This window comes from Sporosarcina sp. BI001-red (assembly GCF_003384035.1).
Taxonomy (GTDB): Bacteria; Bacillota; Bacilli; order Bacillales_A; family Planococcaceae; genus Sporosarcina.
In genome coordinates, this window is record NZ_QQAK01000012.1 from 269,580 (window position 1) to 285,299 (window position 15,720).

Genomic DNA, 15,720 nt, shown 5'->3' on the forward strand with positions numbered 1-15,720 from the left:
GGGGTACTGGAAATGAAACGATTAAAACGAGGGGATACAATCGGTATTTTTTCCCCATCATCACCCGCAACAGTTAATGCGGAACCACGCTATAAACGAGCAAAAGCGTTTTTGGAATCGAAAGGATTCATTGTGAAAGAGGGAAGTTTAACAGGGAAAGCCGAGGGGTACCGTTCAGGCACACCTAAAGAGCGAGCAGAGGAACTGAATGAGCTGCTGAGAGATCCGAATGTCACGATGATCATGTCGACAATTGGTGGAACCAATTCAAACAGCATGTTGCCCTATATTGACTATGATGCTTATGAACAAAACCCGAAACTTGTAGTTGGCTACTCGGATACAACGGCGATATTACTCTCACTTTATGCAAAAACAGGCATCCCAACGTATTATGGTCCTGCTTTAGTTCCTTCATTTGGTGAATTCGATCCGCTTGTCAATGAGACCTATCATTATTTTGAACAGTATTTTATGCATGAAGCTGTCGTTCCTTATGAAGTACCTATGCCTGAATATTGGTCAGATGAACCGGTCAACTGGTTAGAGAAGACGACAGAAAAAAAGTTATATCCAAACAAATGGGTGACGGGTCATAGTGGTATAGCTGAAGGCCGTCTTATTGGAGGAAATCTGAACACGATGTACGGCTTTCTTGGGTCCTCATATTTCCCTGAGATCAGGCAAGGGGATATTTTACTAATCGAAGACTGTACGAAAACGGCATCTATTGTGGAAAAGAACTTAGCCATGCTGAAAGTACACGGGGTCTTCGAAAAAGTTGCTGGCATCATTTTGGGCAAACATGAATTATATGATGATTTAGGGACAGGTAAACTACCTTTGGATTTATTGCTGGAACAGCTGGATGGTCTACCGATACCGATTTTAGCTGAATTCGACACATGTCATACTCACCCCATGCATCCCTTAGCCATCGGGAAAAAGGTTAAATTGGATGCAGATTCGAAAGAGGTAATTTGTACAGAGCGTTGGCTAGATATTTAGGTTGGCAATGTAGGAATCGTTTAAGAAGCGCAGAAGAGGAGGTAAAGTAGTGGAGTTTTCTCAAGTATCTACAAGCTTTATGAATTTCGCAAACATGGAATGTAAGGGCTCCAGTGAACTGTATGAGTTTTTATCAATGAAGATTGCAGAAGACGCTGAACTGCTCGATTTATGCTTAGCAGTTCCAAAGGGGCAGCCAGTGCCTAACCTTTTATTCGGCGCTGTTCATTATCTGCTATTAAAAGGATCTATTCATCCATTAAAAGACTATTATAGAAGTGTTACAAATCCACCAAAGAAAATAGACAACGCGACCTTCGAATATTTTAAAGATTTCTGTGAAAGCAATCGCGAAGAGATCATTCCAATTTTAGAAAACAGGTTGGTTCAAACAAATGAAGTGAAAAGATGTGGCTACCTTTACCCTGTTTTTTCCTGGATCTACAACAAAGTGGAAAACCCTTTGTCACTTATTGAAATTGGAACTAGTGCGGGTCTTCAGCTGTTATGGGATCACTATAGCTATTCGTACGGAACCGGGGAAACGTTTGGAAACAAAGATGCGAAGGTTCATATTACTTCGGAAGTTAAAGGGGATCACTTTCCGTTAGTGCTTTCTGAAAGCCCTCCCATTGCATCTAAAATCGGACTAGACCTCAATATAAGCAATCTATCTGATTCGGAAGACTATTTATGGTTAAAGTCACTCATTTGGCCCGAGCATCAGGAACGATTGGAGTTATTCGACAAGGCTGCGGAATGCTTGAAGGAAAATCCAGTAAAACTAGTGGAAGGCGATGGAGTACTTTTACTTTCAGACGTAGTAGATTCACTTCCTACAGATTCCACGATTTGTATTTTCCATACACACGTTGCAAACCAAATTCCAAATGAAACCAAGCATGAACTATTAGAAAAGATAGCAAAGATCGGCAGTAAACGAGACGTTTTTCATATTTACAACAACATGTGGGATCGACAACTCCATGTCGATTACTATATGAATGGTCTGGAATATAAAAATACGATTGGTGATACGGATGGTCACGGAAGATGGTTTGAATGGAATTTGTAATTCTACCGAACCATTACTAGTTAAAGAAACAACTAGTAAAGGTATTAAAGTGAAAACATATTATTTTAGCGCGGAAAAGGTTGGCTCGAACAGTGGTATTCAGTATCCAGATAATCTAATTGCGGATGCTTATTGGAAGTCATTAACTCAAGTACAAACAATGAATCACGCAACCCCTGAAGATTTGAATTCCTTACTGGAACAATTTAACCATAGACTAAAAAATGATCACGCTTTTTAACTATTCGTTCATCCTTATGATCCTAGCCTAATTCCAAAGTACACGTACAAGTAAAGTTTAAACTTAAAGAGAATGGAGTATGAAAATGAGGGCATCATTAGAACTACTTCGCATATTCATAATCCTACTACTGTTTGGTAGTTTGGGTTGGGCAATAGTAAAGAATATCTATTCTGTGAATCAAGTAGATCCTGAATTCATATGGATGGGTGCAATAGCAATTCTTGTATTATTCTTTGTTCTATACAGAAACAAGTTACAGTTTTCTGGATGGTATAACGGAAAAGGAAAAGAAAAGCTTACACGTGCTGTGTCATTATCACTTATAGCATTAGCATTTTTACTTTTTCTTACACCATTTATAATAAGTTCTCTCTAATCAAGGATGCAAGTATCCTAAAGAAAAGGACTATTACATAGAATTTTATGTACTGGAGGTATTCAATGATAAAGGGTCTATATGAAGCGCATTTACCTGTTAGTAACTTACAACAATCCATTGATTTTTATACAAAGCTGGGGCTGACCTTATATAAAAGATATGAAAAAGTAGCTTTTTTTTGGATTGAGGAAGGAAAAAGTTGGATTGGCTTATGGGAAGGTACCGAATCAAGACTTCCTTATCATGTTTCACTAAGGCATATAGCATTTCTTGTAGACTTAGAAGATCTTAAGAACGCAAGGATATGGTTAAAAGAACGAGGAATAAAAGTGAAGGACGAGTTTAATAAAGGAACACATGAACCTATCGTCGTACCGAACCAAGCTCACGCAATGATTTATTTTGATGACCCCGATGGGAATAGTCTGGAGCTTATCACTAGACTATCAAAAGAAATAGATCAATCTGAAAAAATTCATTTGAGTCAATGGGAGGAGCTACACTCTTAAATTATCCAAAATGAAATTTATCTTTGGAGGGATTTAGTGAACATTAGAAGAGCTTCTTTAGCCGATGCGAAGGGTATAGCGAAAGTCCACGTTGATAGTTGGAAATCCACTTATAAAAACATTATTCCAGACGAGTTTTTAGAAACATTGTCCTATGACCAACGAACAGATTTGTGGATTCGCAACATATCTAAAGAGGCGAACTACATCTTTGTCGCAGAAAATAATCAAAAAGAAATCATAGGATTTGCAGATTGCAGTAAAAAATATGGTAGTGCTATTGAGAATTCTGGTGACATAACCTCTATTTATCTTCTTGAAGACTATCAAAAAATGGGCGTAGGTAAACAATTATTGAAACATCTTTTCCTTCAATTTGAGGAGTTAGGTGTCCATAGAATTTTTGTAGAAGTATTAGAAGAGAATAAAACACGGTTTTTCTATGAGTATTATGGTGCGATTCTTTTCCAATCTAAAAAGACCACGATAGCAGGTACTGATTTGACCCTTCTGATTTACGAATGGAATGATCCTGATGAGGTATTATCTAAACTGTAAATCACATCTGAAAGGAATTTACTTACAAAAAAATCAATATTGGATTAAACTCGAGGGGAGTGACGGAGTTTGTAAGACAGACATAACTTCAGAGAAAGTATTGGAGGAGAAATAATGGAAATAAAACAAGTCACATTACACACCACCAACATCGATGAAATGAAACGCTTTTATACGGGTACACTTGGGTTAGATTTAGTTGATGACACCGAAAACAAGTTTTGTATCGCAGTCGGTTCAAGTATATTGGAGTTTACACATGTAAATGCAAAAGTTAATCCGTATTACCACTTTGCCTTTAATATACAGAGAAACAAATTCAATGAAGCGAAGTCATGGGTTAAAGGTAAAGTTAGTTTAAATAGAGAAGATGGAGCAGACGAAGCAGACTTCCCACATTTATCAGCACGTTCGCTCTATTTTAATGACCCATCTGGTAATGTTGTAGAATTCATTGCTAGACATTCTACATCTGACACCAGTGACGAACCTTTTTCCCCTAAAAGCATTCTAAATATTAGTGAAATTAGTCTCACCGTTCCTGATGTAATTAAAGTTGGAAGTCAATTGATGGCGTTGGGTATAAAAGAACGCGACAACGATCCATTAAGTGCAACTTCTCTTAATTTCATGGGCGATCCTACAGACGAAGTTTTTGTGTTATTAGTTCAACCAGGGCGAAAGTGGATTTTTTCAGATAAGATTTCCGCTATTTTTCCTCTTGAAATCACACTAGCAAATGAGGAGAAGATCACTGTAGACGATAAGTATGAAGTAATTGTAACCAGTTCGCATACCCACTAATGGTGTGTCTAAAGATTCCAGACCAATAATATTGGACTCTGTTATGTAAATTACTTGTAGCTCTTTTTTCAATATTCTCGGGTCAACTTGGGGGAACACGAATTGCGAGTCGTTAAATATATCTTCTTTACATTAATAGGTTTACTATTCACAGCGATCTTGCTGGTTGTCGTCTTTCTATTATCAAGCAAACTATGGGGAACGATTGTTTTGATTCTAGGATTAATTACCTTGTTTACATCATTTATTTTTGCACTAATCAGCTTTATTAAGAACCAGGCTAAGTTTTATAATTGGAACGGCTTACTACAACTTTCATTAAAATCCTTATACTTGGTAATAACTAGTGCGCTTTTGGGGGTATTATGGATAGTTAACGTTGCCATAATTGATGAATTAGGGGCGTTGTCTCCGCTTGATAAAATGAATATCGTCTTGGGTAAGACCGATGTTAACGAAAAGGAAATTCAACAACTTATAAAAGACTATCCTGAATTAAAGAGACGAAATATTACATTTAAATATCCACCGAATGCGGAGGACAAAGTCCATGACATGATCAGCAAAATGGGTGATATTGAACAACTCGAACTAGAAATCTTCGGATATCAATTACCTAAAACGAAGAATCTAGAAGTGATTATTTTGCCTACCTATGATGAATACATACAAGCAAGACCGTCTGCAGGGGAAAGGGAGGCCGGATCGTATACTGGAATGGATAATAGAGCCATCTTATATGAGCAACCAATGGATATAAATGGTGATGAACCTTCTTTGTCGGGAATCTTTGGTCATGAATATGGTCACTATTTGATGGACATGTTTTTAGTCGACAAGGAAATAAAGTTTGACGATGTCCCTGCTTGGTATCATGAAGGCATCAGCGAATACATCGGTAATCAAGTAGGAAAGGAATTAAAATTCCCTGGAAACGTTAGCCCTGATTTAACGTTTGACCACTTACAAAGTCTTCAAGAATGGAAGGACGCTGCAACGCAATCTGATGTCTATTACTTTGCAGGAAAAACAATTGAATATGTTATAGGAAGCGCTGACGATTCCATTATTTTGTCAGACATTGTTTTAAATACAAAAGTAACTGGTACGTTTGATGAATCCTTTAAACAACTTACAGGGTTAGATCCAAAGACACTTAACATTACAAGTATTCATTCAGTGGAAGAAGATTTAGATGAAGCGCGTATCCTCATGCAAGAGTCTGATTTCAAAAAAGCTGAGGAGTACTATAAAAAGATTCTCAAGAAGCATCCACGTGAGCCGCTAGCATGGCACCAATATGCTTTAATGCTAGAAAAGCAAAAAAGATGGGATGAAGCCATCAGTGCTAGGCAAATAGTCACTAGCATTGAACCGGATAATCCAAATAATTACATGTACCTCTCCTATTTACTAACCGTTATTGACTCTCAAGAGGCTGTAAATGCTGCGGAAAAAGCATTGGAGTTAGTCAAAAAAGAGAATCGGAAAGACGGGAAATTCCATCAGAAGTGGATAGATGAAATTTCTTACTACAATGAATTGATAAAAGAAAAGAAATATGCAGAAGCTTATCAATCCATTTCACAAAGTGATCAATTATCTACTTTTCCTGAAATAGTTGAAGAACTAAGCAAGATAAGGAAATAGCATTTTCTCCCCTTTTGCTAATAATATTTGATTTTCTAGCGGCTGCACTTTAATAAGTCCAAATTAAGCTATGCAAAAAGGTAAATGGTTTGTATGAAGAAATGGAATAAATATGAAAATACTACTGGAGGGGTTTTATCGTGAGTTCAAAAGTAACTGATGTATTTCAATTTATCGAGTCAGGTGATGCTGTTGCATTAGAAAAGGCTCTTATTTCCTCCCCACATTTTGCAAATATAGAAAACGAACAAGGTTTAACTCCGCTAGGGTTTTCATCACATTTTGGCGATAAAAGTATTGTTCAAGTTCTTTTAAATCATCATGCAGACATCGATGCCGTTTCCCATTCTAAGATAGAGTATATCCCCTCAAATACTGCTCTTCATGCAGCAATTGCAGGAGCACGAAGTTTAGAAGTTATTGAACTTCTTCTAAACACTGGAGCTACAACAACTATATTTGATAGCAATGGGCATACAGCTCTTCATACAGCTGCGTTTCATGAAGATAATACCGAACTGATTAGTCTTCTTATTCAACATGGAGCTTCTGTACATGCAACGAAAGATAACGGAAAAACTGCAATGGAATTGGCGATAGAACAAGGGAACAGAAACGTGGTTGAACAATTGAGACACTATGATGAACCGTCCTAATCATTTAATGACAATTTTCACAACCGACAACACAAATGTTCAAGAAGATCCAACAACAAAAATGGATGCTTGTCAGCGCGTTTTAAGTGTGCTTTCTAAATGTGAGAAGTCATAGGTACGTTTTTTGTAGTAATAGCGCAAATAATTATTCTGGAGGAACTTTGAATTGTGAATGGTGAAGGTGCAATACGGAAAAATGATAAGTGGCTCATAATTGAGAGAAGCAAGAAAGGGGAACATGGGATGGTCAGCTTTCACCCGTTTGAGACAAATCGTCGAGAAGGAAGTATAAGATTAATGCAGTTATTAGTGAACATGGTATACGAAGCATTTAAAAAGTATGGGGGCGCATTCCGTTGAATGAGTATTATGGAGAACTTTGCACGCGAATTTATGAAATCGATAAGTCTATAGCAAGTGGGAAAGAGCTTGAGTTTTATCTATCCTTTGTGAAAGATAAGAATATGAACGTGTTAGAACCTATGTGTGGAAATGGTAGAATGCTTATCCCTTTTATGGAAAAAGGTATCAACATTGAGGGCTTTGATATTTCAGATGAAATGCTTAGATTATGTAGAAAAAAAGGTCAAAAGTTAGATCTTGAACCCAAAATTTCTCAAGGTAAAATTGAAGAATTCAGAAGTGAAACGAATTATGATTTGATCCTGATACCCTTTGGTTCTTTTTCACTGTTACCAGATGAATTAGTGAAGCCGAGTCTATATAACATGAGATCTGTATTAAAAGAAGGTGGGAAGATTCTTTTAACTATAATGACTCGCAAAGGGCCGGTGGAAGAGATTCCTGATTGGCTTGAAACGAATAGACAATCCGTTGATAACCATGAAATTGTTGAATATAAGAAAGTCCATTATGACATGGCAACTAGGATTCAAAACACTAAGTTGAACTATCAATTAGTTATTAATGGGCAAATAGAGAAATCTGAAACTATGGATTTTCCCATTCGACTTTATGAACCAGGAGAGTTCGAAAACATTCTGAAATCTAATAGGATTAATAAGTTTGTACTTCATGAAGTTACGAATGGTTATGGCGAAGGTAATTCATTTCATGTATATGAGTGTACACTATAAGCTTAAAAATAGTATTTTCATTGATCAATATGACCCAATAGCACATCGACGAGGGGCTAATCACAAGGTTAAGAATTATTGAAAAATTAAATTGCGTTGTTGTGTCTCTTTGGATAGAATTGTCTAAAGATCCTCTTTTTTGTTAACTGCACGCTGAACCTAAATGATACAGTACTTTTGAAAATCTAAACCTGCAGAATATCCACTATTGAAAGTTCTTTAGGCTAGCCCCCCCACAATGACCCAATCAAGCAATGGGGGCATTCATTTATAATGACAATTTGCGTAAGCAGGTTCGATGTAGATGAAAAGATTAGGCGAGGAGGCAAAGGGATGGCTTTAGTCGGTACGATTGTATTAACGATGATCATCATGGGGCTAACCACCTTAATTTTTGGTCTGGAGGTCGGAGGCTGGCTAATTGCAGTAATTTTTATTGGTTCCATGCTCCGAGGTTTATATTTGATAGCTGACATGCACAAAATGCTGGCGGCGGAGTTTAAAAAAGAAAAATTTGTTGAAGTACAACAGCAATATTCGAAAAAAAAGATTACTTTGAAAGAATCCGATGAGTAAATCTTAAGCCTATACAATAATAATAGAACGCATCGTGTTGTCAAACCACGGAGCAAAATGTACGTTTTGTTGTTATTGATAAATCTTAACCTGTTCGTTGTATATACTTATACGCTATCAGTCTTTTGCAAGAAATCTGAGGTATGAATAATTTACTGGCCATAGCAGTAAATAGGAGGTTGAAATGAATAATAAAAAAAGCATCATGCATCCTATAAAAATCAGGAACATACATGAAGACGATTATGAAACTGTTTTGAAGTGGAGTAAAGACGATACTTTTTGTGAAGCGAATGGATGGGAGAAAAATAGAACTGAAAATGAAATATATAGATGGTGGCTTCATTGTGTAAATCATGAATTTGAAGATTCTATTCGTAGGGGAATCCTACTGGGAGATCAATTGGTTGGATATGTGGATTTGGCTCATATTCAAAATAATGAAGCTGAAATAGGCATCGCCATAGGAGAACGCAATGTATGGGGGAGAGGAATCGGGACCGAGTCCATCCTCTGTATGATGAAGTATGCTTCTGAAAAATTTGGGATTACCATTTTTAATGCAGAAACACATGAAGGTAATATTCGATCTAGGAAAATGCTAGAAAAGATAGGATTCATAGAGATAGGTAGACTAGGTAATGAGGAGTACTTAGGAGTCGATGACCAATTAATACAATATCGGTTTCATTGAAGTAGATGAATTATATGTAAGGCGCTCTCTTATAATAAGAGGTGTTTTCTTCACTTTTGCTTTTATTGTAATAGCTATTAGTTATATATGATAAGGCAATTGCACAAGCAGAGCTACAGGTTTTTCAATTATAAACTTAGTATGGCAAATGATTTGTGCTGCGCGTCAATCCGTCTTTTTGAATGATTTGACTAATGGATTGATACAGTTGGGGGTAGAAATGGAAATACGATTATTGAAATTTCAAGAAGTTGATTTTGATAAGTATTATAGTCTTGTATCGAATGACGATATTATGGCGCAAATAACTGAGCGTGCTTTCCTTTATAACGAAGCTAAAATAAGCTTCCAAAAACTAATAACTCGCAATGAAAAGCATGATGAATTTGGTTCGTATAAAATCTTTGATTATTTGGACGAGACATTCGTTGGTCTTGGGCATTTGACGTTAAGTGAAGATAAAAGTAGTGAAGCAGAAATAGGATACATGTTGCTACCTGAGTATTGGGGTCAAGGTTACGGTTCTGCGACAGCAAAAAAGTTAGTAGAGATGGCAAAACCATTAGATATAAAGTTCCTTACAGCTATCATTGACCCAGAGAATATCCCTTCTAGGAAAATATTAAGTAACCTTGGTTTCATATCTCAAAAGGTTTGTGAGATAGACGGTTTACCTGGGGAAATATTAAGTAAAAATTTATAAAACACTTCTCATTTTTGTTCTATTAACGGGAAGCGCTTACCGAATAAGAGTGTTTCATTAAGAACTAGCCAGATTGGGTTTGAAATTGAATTTACTTTTGAATACGGAGTTTAAGGAAGGGGGCGATCATTTGAAAGTTAGGCTCTCAGAGTATGATGAGAATTGGGCTCAAATGTTCGAAGATGAAGCTGAATTTTTAACATGCATTTTTGGAGATGAAGTCGTTAAATTTGAACATTTCGGCAGTACAGCTGTTCCAGTCATGAAGGCAAAGCCTGTAATTGATATGATGTGCCTCGTTAAAGATATCGAAAAAATTGACCTATTCAACACACAGTTGCAGCTACTTGGGTATGATGTTGCTGGTGAATGGGGGATACCAGGCAGACGGTTATTCCGAAAAGGGGGAGATGATAGAACCCATCATATTCATGTTTATCCGTATAATCATTCTCAAATTAGACGCCATCTGGTGTTCCGTGATTATTTAAGGACTCATCCCGACGAAGTTAAACGCTATACATGTTTCAAAGAACGCTTAGCTGATCAATATGACGATACAGCGTTATACAGTAAAGCGAAGAAACCTTTCGTAAAGGAAATGGAAGAACGGGCATTGAATTGGTTTGAAAGCAAAGGGACAAAAAGTTCATTTTAATGATTCTTTAAGTATCTTTGTCATTAATTTGAAGAAGGGGAGGAGTGCATGACACCACCAAAACATATTGTTTCAGCAGCCACGATTGTCTTAAACGACAAAAATGAGCTTTTGTTAATAAAAGGACCACGAAGAGGGTGGGAGATGCCCGGTGGTCAGGTTGAAGAGGGCGAATCATTGAAGGACGCAGCAATCCGAGAAACAAAAGAGGAATCTGGTATTGATATAGAGATTATCAAGTTTTGTGGAATCTTTCAGAATGTAGAACGATCCATTTGTAACACCCTATTTTTGGGGAAAGTGATCGGAGGGCAGCCTACGACGAGTCCAGAGAGTTTGGAGGTAGGATTTTTCCCAGTAAAGAAAGCATTGGAAATGGTAACAATTACGAACTTTAGACAGAGAATTGAATCTTGTTTAGACGAAAATACCCATCCTTTTTATGTGGATTTTTAAAATGTATTCGTGTGAAGAGTACCTGGTAGAGAACCAAACATGATTGTTTAAACATCCATGAAAGTTTGAACACAGGTACTTTTATAAATCGCACACTGAAATGGAGTTTATTGGGTAATCGTTGGATTGGTAGAGGGCTTTTTTTGTGAAAATCCGCCAAGGAGCAACTTTCCGTACGGTAAAAATTTTTGTATGATGATTGAAAAAATGATTGGAACAACCAAACCGAATGCGGTGAAGCCAACAATGCCATATGTGAAGTAATCGTTTAGCAAAATATCTGTAAAGATGTGCAAGTACATAATCGTTAAGGAGTGCTTCTCGATTTTGTGCAACCATTTTACCGACAGTCCAGCAGCAATGAGCTGGAATACGCCAACTAATACGAGTGTAAATGAAAGTGGAATAATTAAATCTAAAATGAAATGATCATAGCGTAAAAATTTCATACTTAAATGGTAGTCAATTACATGATTCGTATTGAGTGAAATGGCTGTTATACTACCTATTAATCCAATGATTAACCATCTTCTCGAAACGTACATCCAAATACTCTTTAAATAATAACCTAGCGAAAAGTAGATAACTGCCATAAGCACAACATCGATGTTCCAAATCATTGGGACTGTTTGAGACGCAATGTCAGGTTTTCCTCCAATGACGCTCATCGCAAAAAAACTTTCATAATGGGCAATACTATAACAGATTGCCAAAATAATGATTTGTTTCGTGCGGCTAAAGTATTTTGTCATCCATAAGAAGAACAAATACGTAAAGAAAAGCGTAGTGACAAACCAGAAAACACCGTACGCACCACGTGCAAATCGACCTCCGACTACAAGTGTCCAAAAATCGTTTACATACCAGGAAAAATCTTTATTGCCAGAACTAAGCTCAATCCCATAACGGATGAGTGTAATGCTGCCTAAAAAAAACAAATAAGGGACTATCAATTGCATAAATCTTTTATGAATCATATGTTTCATTAAGCCCTTTTCAATAACAGGTTTAAAAAATAAACCACTTAAAATAAAGAAAGCTGGCATGTGAAACCAATAGATATACTTAACGAGTGGGAAATCAAGCTGTCCGGGATAATGACCAATAACGACAAGGATCATTAAAAATCCTTTTGCTCCATCCACCCAGGATAAGCGTTTTTTATTCATAATTAGGCACCTCAAGAAAATTGTCGTATCTCCAATGTACATCCTTTCTGCAATTTGGAGGACAATGTTACAGAATTGACTCACGGATGTTAGTAAGTTGGCAATACATTGGAGTATTTTCTTGATTTATTACGGATAACTGACTAAATTGAATAGCTAGTACTACTAGTTTTATAAGAGTTATATATGTAATTGGAATTTTGTCATGAGACAGGTAAAGTATACCTAAAAAATATGGATACGTGATTGGGAGGATTGAAATGAGAGAAGGAATTATACGGCCGCTGGTTATTTGTGTTTTCCAACAGGAGGATACCATCCTTGTCGCAGAAGGTTATGATCCATTGAAAGAGGATTACTTTTACCGGCCAATTGGTGGAGGAATCGAATTCGGTGAAAGCAGTGAAGAAGCACTTATAAGGGAAATGAAAGAAGAACTCGATACGTCTATTACGGATCTTGCATACTTAGGAACGCTAGAAAATATATTCAGCTTCAACGGAAATATAGGTCACGAGATTGTAAGGGTCTATGATGCATCTTTCACCGATAACTCGTTCAACAAAGCGAGTACTTTTGAAGGCATTGAAGACAACGGGGAACTATTTAAAGTGATGCGTCTGCCTATACAGACGTTTCGTTCAGGAGAGCTTCGTCTTGTTCCAGAAAATCTATTGAAACTGTTTGAAGTGAACGACATAGCTCGTAAGTGATTCAATCAAAAGTTAGGTTGGTTGCATGAACGTTTTGGTATTTCCATAAAGCTTAATTTCCCTTTTAATTGATTAAAGAAGGACCCAATTTACTTACATAACACATCAGTTAAATCATTTCTTGTACACTATCAAACTTAAGAATGGGGAAATTCATAGTGAAAAGGGATTTCCCAATTATTGAAACGAATAGCTTAATTTTAAGAATGGTCCAAAAAGAGGATTCAAATGATATGATTGCATATTTATCCCATAATATGTTGTATAACATATGGGTTTGGACTATTTTCAAACAGATACAGTTTAATGTGGCCTTATTGAAATAATTAATTGGAGGTAATATCCAATGTTATGGGGAAGTATTTTACTATGGATTATTGGTTTATTTATTTTGTACGTAGTAATTTTCACGGCAGTAAAGGATGGAATTGATAAGTCACAGGTTGGTCAGTTAATAAGAACGAATTATGGTATGAAAGATCAAGTTGTTACAGTTAGTGATGAAGAAATTGAAAAGGAAATAGAAGAAGAATTTAAGAACCAGAAATAGTGGTTACATAGTCTTGTAAAAGTAATTATTAAACTAAGGGTGCAAAGAAAGGATAAGAAGTGCATCCATTATTAAGCGATTGAGCCCGGTAGTTCGGGAAAATATGCACAAAAAGGGCGACATTCTTGAAATGAAAAGCAATAATTTCCATTTGAAGTTTTTTAGATAGAGGGAGGAGGCCTATATATGCGGATTTTATTAAAAAAAGCGAATGTTATACACGTAGATACGGAAAGCATCTCGAAAAATGATGTATTGATTGAAGATGGCTTAATCAAATGTATTAGACCTAGCATTATGGATTGCCCATCCGACACACAAATTATTGACTGTGAGAACAAATGGATTCTTCCAGGATTAATAGATATGCATGTTCATATTAAAGAAAGCTTTGCACATTTATTTACTGCAGCAGGCGTTACGACTGTGAGAAATATGGCTGGGAGTATATTTGAATTAGAAGATATGATGAATGCTGACAACGCAGCTAAGACTCCACGTGTTATCTCAGCAGATAGAATGATTGATGGTCCTCCAGGATTATGGGGTCCTACTAGCCCATATAATTTCAATACTGACGACACCGAGATTGCTCGAAACGAAGTGAGAAGGCAAGTGCAATTAGGTGCAGACTTAATAAAAGTGTATGGATGGTTAAAACCAAACGTAATGGAAGCCGTTTGCGACGAAGCAAGAATGGCAAACAAAGTAGTTAGCTGTGATTTAATTTATTCCTCGGAAGTAAATGCAGTCGAAGCTGCCAAAATAGGTGTAAGTTGGAATGAGCACGCATCAGGGATTTTGCAGATGCTTCACCCTGAATGGTCAATGCAGGCTGATGACGTAAATTGGGATAGAATTGATTGGAATAATTTTAATTTTGAAAATATCGAACAAATCTGTGAAGAATTATTCAAATATGATGTGAAAATTTGTCCTACAATTACGATTTACGATCAGGCGTACTTAGGTGACAATGCATGGCGTATTAATCATATCGTAACTGATAAAGTTGAAGAGAACATAGGGTTACTCAATCAATGGCAAAACATTTTAAAATCGGGTCAAGTAGAGAAAAAATTTGGTATTCAACATAAGCTCATTAAAATTATAGCCAAAACCTATCATAGCCTAGGAGGAACGGTGGTTTGTGGGACTGATACGCCTGCGGGCATTTTTACATACCCTGGTATGGCGCTACACAGAGAACTTGAATTATTTGTTGAAAGTGGATTCACAGAATTTGAAGCAATAAAAGCAGCAACAATTATTTCAGCAGATGCTTTGAACCGAAAAGATTTAGGTAGGATAAATGAGGGGACAATAGCTGATTTAGTCATTTTAAACAGCAATCCGATTGAGCTGATTTCAAATTCAAAAGATATTTTCTTTATTGTAAAAGGCGGTGCTATCTATACACCACATGAACTTATAAAAGCAGTGCCTACTGAAAAAGAGAATCAAGAGAATATTGAAATCCTAATTAGCAAGTTCAAAAGCAATGATTTGCCAGTAGATATGTTATTGAACTAACTGAAGCCTAAGATTATTATTCCAGAGGCTTCATCATTCAAGAATTTCGAGGTAGAGAGAAGGCCGTATACTTTGTCTAACTAATTGATGATTTGATTCATGAAGATATTAGCAGTAAGTAATATATTGGCCTTCTAAAATCGGCAGTATTTTCTGCATCAATGATCTATGTATGAGACCTAGATATCTAATAAACTGTAGGAGGTTTTTTGCATTGATTAAAGGTTTATACGAAGCACACCTTCCGGTAAGTGATTTAAATAGGGCTATCCAATTTTACGAAAGTCTAGGATTGATACTTGATCATAAAATTGAAGAAAGATTAGCATTTTTATGGATTGAAAAAGATAAAAGCTGGTTGGGATTATGGAATTCAGATAAAGTCGAAATAGAATATCATCCCTCAATTAGACATATAGCTTTCGAGGTTTCATTGGAAAGTCTCAAAGACTCCGTAAACTGGCTAACCAAAAAGGGCATCAAGCCTAGGAAAGCCTTTGGTTTTGAACCCATCGAACCGTTTGTCATGCCTAATGGTGGAGTTGGGCACGCTAAAATTCATTTTAATGACCCTGATGGAAATAGCTTGGAATTCATCTGTAAAATCGATAACCCCAGAAATATAACAAAAAATATGTATTTAAGCGAGTGGGAAAAATGATAGAGAAACGACTTCTTTCGTTAGTGG

18 protein-coding genes and 1 pseudogene are annotated in these 15,720 nt (G+C 36.5%); 18 read left to right on the forward strand and 1 reads right to left on the reverse strand.

Going from position 1 to position 15,720, the window contains the following annotated elements; all coding sequences use genetic code 11:
* Nucleotides 1-12 precede the first annotated feature (12 nt).
* The 14 genes and pseudogenes from DVB69_RS10720 (at nt 13) to DVB69_RS10795 (ending at nt 11,067) form a co-directional block, all read left to right on the forward strand.
* Nucleotides 13-1,008 (forward strand): S66 family peptidase, encoded by a 996-nt coding sequence (locus DVB69_RS10720; protein WP_116019100.1) that lies wholly within the window; start codon nt 13-15, stop codon nt 1,006-1,008.
* 79 nt (nt 1,009-1,087) lie between these two features.
* The gene (locus tag DVB69_RS10725; protein WP_116019274.1) at nt 1,088-2,083 is read left to right on the forward strand and encodes a DUF2332 domain-containing protein; all 996 of its coding nucleotides are present in this window, start codon (nt 1,088-1,090) and stop codon (nt 2,081-2,083) included.
* A 685-nt stretch (nt 2,084-2,768) separates the two neighbouring features.
* Nucleotides 2,769-3,215, forward strand: coding sequence for a VOC family protein (locus tag DVB69_RS10740; RefSeq protein ID WP_116019102.1), 447 nt, complete (start codon nt 2,769-2,771; stop codon nt 3,213-3,215).
* A gap of 36 nt (nt 3,216-3,251) precedes the next feature.
* Complete coding sequence (locus tag DVB69_RS10745; protein WP_116019103.1) at nt 3,252-3,773, forward strand: GNAT family N-acetyltransferase; 522 nt, start codon at nt 3,252-3,254, stop codon at nt 3,771-3,773.
* Nucleotides 3,774-3,887: 114 nt separating this feature from the next.
* Nucleotides 3,888-4,577 carry a VOC family protein gene (locus tag DVB69_RS10750; RefSeq protein WP_116019104.1) on the forward strand — a complete coding sequence of 230 codons (690 nt, stop codon included), beginning with the start codon at nt 3,888-3,890 and terminating at the stop codon, nt 4,575-4,577.
* Nucleotides 4,578-4,787: 210 nt separating this feature from the next.
* On the forward strand, nt 4,788-6,227 hold the full coding sequence (locus DVB69_RS10755) for a tetratricopeptide repeat protein (protein WP_147300774.1): 1,440 nt from the start codon (nt 4,788-4,790) through the stop codon (nt 6,225-6,227).
* Between the two features lie 140 nt (nt 6,228-6,367).
* The gene (locus DVB69_RS10760; RefSeq protein WP_370452961.1) at nt 6,368-6,883 is read left to right on the forward strand and encodes an ankyrin repeat domain-containing protein; all 516 of its coding nucleotides are present in this window, start codon (nt 6,368-6,370) and stop codon (nt 6,881-6,883) included.
* A gap of 165 nt (nt 6,884-7,048) precedes the next feature.
* Nucleotides 7,049-7,123, forward strand: a pseudogene (locus DVB69_RS17945) (DNA mismatch repair protein MutT); the annotation flags it as partial.
* A gap of 116 nt (nt 7,124-7,239) precedes the next feature.
* Complete coding sequence (locus tag DVB69_RS10770) at nt 7,240-7,980, forward strand: class I SAM-dependent methyltransferase (RefSeq protein ID WP_116019107.1); 741 nt, start codon at nt 7,240-7,242, stop codon at nt 7,978-7,980.
* A 333-nt stretch (nt 7,981-8,313) separates the two neighbouring features.
* Nucleotides 8,314-8,556 carry a hypothetical protein gene (locus DVB69_RS10775; RefSeq protein ID WP_116019108.1) on the forward strand — a complete coding sequence of 81 codons (243 nt, stop codon included), beginning with the start codon at nt 8,314-8,316 and terminating at the stop codon, nt 8,554-8,556.
* A 184-nt stretch (nt 8,557-8,740) separates the two neighbouring features.
* On the forward strand, nt 8,741-9,250 hold the full coding sequence (locus DVB69_RS10780) for a GNAT family N-acetyltransferase (RefSeq protein ID WP_116019109.1): 510 nt from the start codon (nt 8,741-8,743) through the stop codon (nt 9,248-9,250).
* A 220-nt stretch (nt 9,251-9,470) separates the two neighbouring features.
* Nucleotides 9,471-9,953: a GNAT family N-acetyltransferase gene (locus DVB69_RS10785; protein ID WP_116019110.1), complete on the forward strand. Its 483-nt coding sequence runs from the start codon at nt 9,471-9,473 to the stop codon at nt 9,951-9,953.
* Between the two features lie 130 nt (nt 9,954-10,083).
* Nucleotides 10,084-10,611: a GrpB family protein gene (locus tag DVB69_RS10790; RefSeq protein ID WP_116019111.1), complete on the forward strand. Its 528-nt coding sequence runs from the start codon at nt 10,084-10,086 to the stop codon at nt 10,609-10,611.
* A gap of 48 nt (nt 10,612-10,659) precedes the next feature.
* A complete protein-coding gene (locus DVB69_RS10795) occupies nt 10,660-11,067 on the forward strand; it encodes an NUDIX hydrolase (RefSeq protein ID WP_116019112.1) in 408 nt (135 codons plus the stop codon).
* Nucleotides 11,068-11,174: 107 nt separating this feature from the next.
* Here DVB69_RS10795 and DVB69_RS10800 read toward each other — a convergent pair whose 3' ends face one another.
* A complete protein-coding gene (locus tag DVB69_RS10800; protein WP_116019113.1) occupies nt 11,175-12,236 on the reverse strand; it encodes an acyltransferase family protein in 1,062 nt (353 codons plus the stop codon).
* Nucleotides 12,237-12,496: 260 nt separating this feature from the next.
* On the opposite strand from DVB69_RS10800, the gene DVB69_RS10805 reads away from it, so the two are divergent.
* The 4 genes from DVB69_RS10805 to DVB69_RS10820 all read left to right on the forward strand — a co-directional run bounded on the left by DVB69_RS10805 (nt 12,497) and on the right by DVB69_RS10820 (nt 15,693).
* Entirely contained in the window at nt 12,497-12,949 is a 453-nt protein-coding gene (locus tag DVB69_RS10805; RefSeq protein WP_116019114.1) for an NUDIX hydrolase, read from the forward strand.
* A 346-nt stretch (nt 12,950-13,295) separates the two neighbouring features.
* A complete protein-coding gene (locus DVB69_RS10810) occupies nt 13,296-13,499 on the forward strand; it encodes a hypothetical protein (RefSeq protein ID WP_116019115.1) in 204 nt (67 codons plus the stop codon).
* A 186-nt stretch (nt 13,500-13,685) separates the two neighbouring features.
* On the forward strand, nt 13,686-15,032 hold the full coding sequence (locus tag DVB69_RS10815; protein ID WP_116019116.1) for an amidohydrolase family protein: 1,347 nt from the start codon (nt 13,686-13,688) through the stop codon (nt 15,030-15,032).
* A gap of 214 nt (nt 15,033-15,246) precedes the next feature.
* Entirely contained in the window at nt 15,247-15,693 is a 447-nt protein-coding gene (locus tag DVB69_RS10820; RefSeq protein ID WP_116019117.1) for a VOC family protein, read from the forward strand.
* Nucleotides 15,694-15,720: the final 27 nt, after the last annotated feature.